4 protein-coding genes and 2 pseudogenes are annotated in these 3163 nt (G+C 43.0%); all 6 read left to right on the plus strand.

Translation table 11 applies throughout. The annotated features are described in order from the left end of the window. A pseudogene (locus tag V5298_RS20220) lies at nt 1-220 on the plus strand (hypothetical protein); the annotation flags it as partial. A gap of 7 nt (nt 221-227) precedes the next feature. Continuing rightward, nucleotides 228-419: a cbb3-type cytochrome oxidase assembly protein CcoS gene (gene ccoS / locus V5298_RS20225; protein WP_216027843.1), complete on the plus strand. Its 192-nt coding sequence runs from the start codon at nt 228-230 to the stop codon at nt 417-419. Then, nucleotides 412-1080 (plus strand): sulfite exporter TauE/SafE family protein, encoded by a 669-nt coding sequence (locus V5298_RS20230; RefSeq protein WP_332933220.1) that lies wholly within the window; start codon nt 412-414, stop codon nt 1078-1080. The genes ccoS and V5298_RS20230 overlap by 8 nt, the downstream gene beginning before the upstream one ends. Nucleotides 1081-1106: 26 nt before the next feature. Beyond that, nucleotides 1107-1844: a fumarate/nitrate reduction transcriptional regulator Fnr gene (fnr, locus tag V5298_RS20235; protein WP_332933221.1), complete on the plus strand. Its 738-nt coding sequence runs from the start codon at nt 1107-1109 to the stop codon at nt 1842-1844. 94 nt (nt 1845-1938) lie between these two features. Further along, the gene (gene uspE / locus V5298_RS20240; RefSeq protein ID WP_332933222.1) at nt 1939-2859 is read left to right on the plus strand and encodes a universal stress protein UspE; all 921 of its coding nucleotides are present in this window, start codon (nt 1939-1941) and stop codon (nt 2857-2859) included. Between the two features lie 90 nt (nt 2860-2949). Beyond that, nucleotides 2950-3163 (plus strand): annotated as a pseudogene (locus tag V5298_RS20245) (hypothetical protein); the annotation flags it as partial.

Raw genomic sequence — 3163 nt, forward strand, 5'->3', positions numbered from 1 at the left:
CATTTTACTTGGCGACAAAATGGCCGCCATACCCGAGCTATTTAAACTGGCAAAGCGTGTTAATGTCACCATAAAGCAAAATATGGTCTGGGCACTAGGATACAATGTACTGGTGCTACCTTTTGCGGTGTCTGGCATACTGACTCCTTGGATGGCTGTTATCGGCATGAGTTTAAGCAGTATTATCGTTGTCACCAATTCAACCCAATTGCTAAAGTGAATATTCTATGAGCATCATCTACGTTCTCATTCCTCTGGCCATCATCATTGTGGCCATTGCGATTGCCATATTCTTTTGGGCGGTAAAATCAAATCAGTTTGATGATCTAGACCGACAAGGCTACAGCATCTTGTACGATGATGATTTACCCCCTGAAGAAAAGAAATTGGCCGAAGAACGCAAAAAACTCAATGAATGATCTTTCTTTTTTATCCGCTTTTTTAGTAGGTTTAGCTGGTGGTATTCATTGTCTTGGCATGTGCGGTGGTATTGTGGTGGCCTTTTCTACCGCTTCCTCGTCAAATTACCCCAAATGGAGTTATGCACTGGCCTATAACTTTGGTCGTATATGCAGCTATATTTTAGCCGGGGCAATTACCGGCACCATCGGCCAAATGGCCACGCAGTGGATCCCGTTGAGTGGGCCTGTACTCGGTATTTTTAGCGGCCTAATGCTGATCGCCATGGCCTGTTACCTTGGTAACTGGTGGCATGGTCTATTGAAAATTGAAGCGTCAGGAAAACGCCTATGGCAACTTATCCAACCGTTTTCAAAGCGTTTTTTCCCTTTCAAGACGCCACTATACGCTGTACCCTATGGCATGGTATGGGGTTGGCTTCCTTGCGGGTTGGTGTACTCAACATTAACGTGGGCGTTAGCGTCAGGCAGTACGCGTAATGGCGCAATAATTATGGCCGGATTTGGTCTTGGTACCTTGCCCACGCTATTGGCTGCGTCTGCAGGGGCTCATTGGCTCACACAAGGATTCAAACGCCCTATTTTACGCCAAATACTCGCTGTTAGCCTTTTACTATATGCAAGCTTGTTAATTTGGCGTACCCTTTCTACACTATATTAGAATTTTCGCACTTACGGTAACTAACTATGCAAAAGCGAACGGAATTTTCGATTCACTGCCAAAACTGTAGTTTCAGTCATTTGTGTCTTCCCGTAGCACTTAATAAGACAGAAATTGAATCCCTTGATGATATCATTGAACGTAAGAAACCCCTCCACAAAAACGATACCCTTGTGGAAGCCGGTGATAAGTTCAAATCCTTGTATGCCGTACGTGCTGGCTCATTTAAGAGCTTTGTTACCGATCAGGATGGTGAAGAGCAGATAATCAATTTTCATTTTCCTGGCGATATTATCGGTTTTGATGGTTTGCGTAACGATGTCCATCAAAGTTATACCCAGGCATTAGAAACCGCGATGGTATGTGAATTACCTTACGATACTATCGAAACAATGTCAGATCACTTTCCCAAGTTACGTCATCAAATTATGCGGTTTATGAGTGCGGAAATAAAACAGGATCATGAAATGATGATGCTGCTTAATAAACGCACCGCGCAAGAAAGGCTCATTTATTTTCTAGCCCATTTGTCAGGTAGATTTGAAGAACGGGGTTTTTCTCATCGCCAATTTAATCTAAGTATGACCCGTAATGAAATTGGCAATTATCTAGGGCTTACCGTGGAAACCATCAGTCGTTTGTTGACCCGATTCCAAAAAGAAAACATTATTAAAGTCGACGGAAAGCTCATCACGATACTGGATTTTTCGGCGATGGATAAAAAACTCCATGCCATGGATATTCCAACAAACTGTATTGAGTAATGGTTAAAGGTTGATCTAAAACAACCTGCGTTTCTCCTAACAATCTATACTAATTATGGAAGTCAATTTACAGGCTTTTCTAAGGAGAAGCGTTATGATCACCTACAATCGTATTTTAGCCGTTGTTCAGCCCGATACCACTGAACAACCCGCGTTGTGTAGAGCGGTGGAAATTGCCGGTAAAACCGGCGCCACTATTGATGCCATTTTAGTGGTTTACGATCACTCTTATGATATGACAACCATGCTTACCCGCGCAGAGCGAGAAGCCATGCGACAAGCGGTCATTAAAGAAAGAGAAGAATGGTTAACTACCCATTTCACAAAATTTGAAAAAAACGATATCAACTTACATGTTGTATGGAGTGATACTCGTTACGAAGCCATTATCGCTTTTGCCATTAAAAATGATATCGATATTGTCATAAAAGCGACCCGTAATCACAACGACCTGACCTCTGTTATTTTTACCCCTACAGACTGGCATTTGTTACGCAAGTGCCCTATGCCAATACTTTTGGTAAAAGAACATGCTTGGCCTGAGCACGGCAATATTGTCGCCACCGTTAACGTGGGAACTGAAGATAAAACCCACGCTTTGCTTAACGACAAAGTGACGACCATTGCAAAAGACTATGCAGATTTGTTGAGCGGTCAAGTGCATTTAGTCAATGCCTTCCCGTCAACACCTTTGAATATTGCTATTGAAATTCCGGACTTTAATCCTGAGACCTACTATGATTCTGTGCGCAACCATCACCTGCAAAATATGGAAGCACACAGCGCCAAATTTGGTATCAGCATGACCAATTGCCATGTGATGGAAGGCTTACCGGAAAATGTGGTTAAACAGGTGACAAAAAACCTGGATGCTGAGCTGGTGGTTATTGGTACAGTGGGTAGAACCGGATTGTCTGCTGCCTTTATTGGCAATACCGCAGAACAGGTTATCGATAATATAAACTGTGATGTGCTGGCCATTAAACCAGATGGATTCGTCTCACCTGTGCATTAAATAGAGAGGCGGCGGCTATAAGATGATGGCGGCCGCCTATGTGCTTTTGTATAATGGCGTTTTGGTTAATCGTCGCCGTTATAAATCATCATGAATCAAACACCGCCATTTCCTTCCCCTGTGACGCCTTCAGCACACAGCGCGAACAGTAAACAGAAATACAGTTTCAACAAATTACAAAAACGTCTGCGCCGAAATGTGGGTAAAGCCATCAGTGACTTTTCGATGATAGAAGATCAGGACAAAGTCATGGTGTGTTTATCCGGGGGCAAAGACAGTTACACGCTACTGGATATCTTGTTAT

This window comes from Alteromonas sp. 14N.309.X.WAT.G.H12 (genome assembly GCF_036697315.1).
Taxonomy (GTDB): Bacteria; Pseudomonadota; Gammaproteobacteria; order Enterobacterales; family Alteromonadaceae; genus Alteromonas.

What these genes read in the sequence shown, in the direction of transcription:
- ccoS (WP_216027843.1), top strand. Translation starts at nt 228, where the DNA reads ATGAGCATCATCTACGTTCTCATTCCTCTGGCCATCATCATTGTGGCC.
- V5298_RS20230 (WP_332933220.1), top strand. Translation starts at nt 412, where the DNA reads ATGAATGATCTTTCTTTTTTATCCGCTTTTTTAGTAGGTTTAGCTGGT.
- fnr (WP_332933221.1), top strand. Translation starts at nt 1,107, where the DNA reads ATGCAAAAGCGAACGGAATTTTCGATTCACTGCCAAAACTGTAGTTTC.
- uspE (WP_332933222.1), top strand. Translation starts at nt 1,939, where the DNA reads ATGATCACCTACAATCGTATTTTAGCCGTTGTTCAGCCCGATACCACT.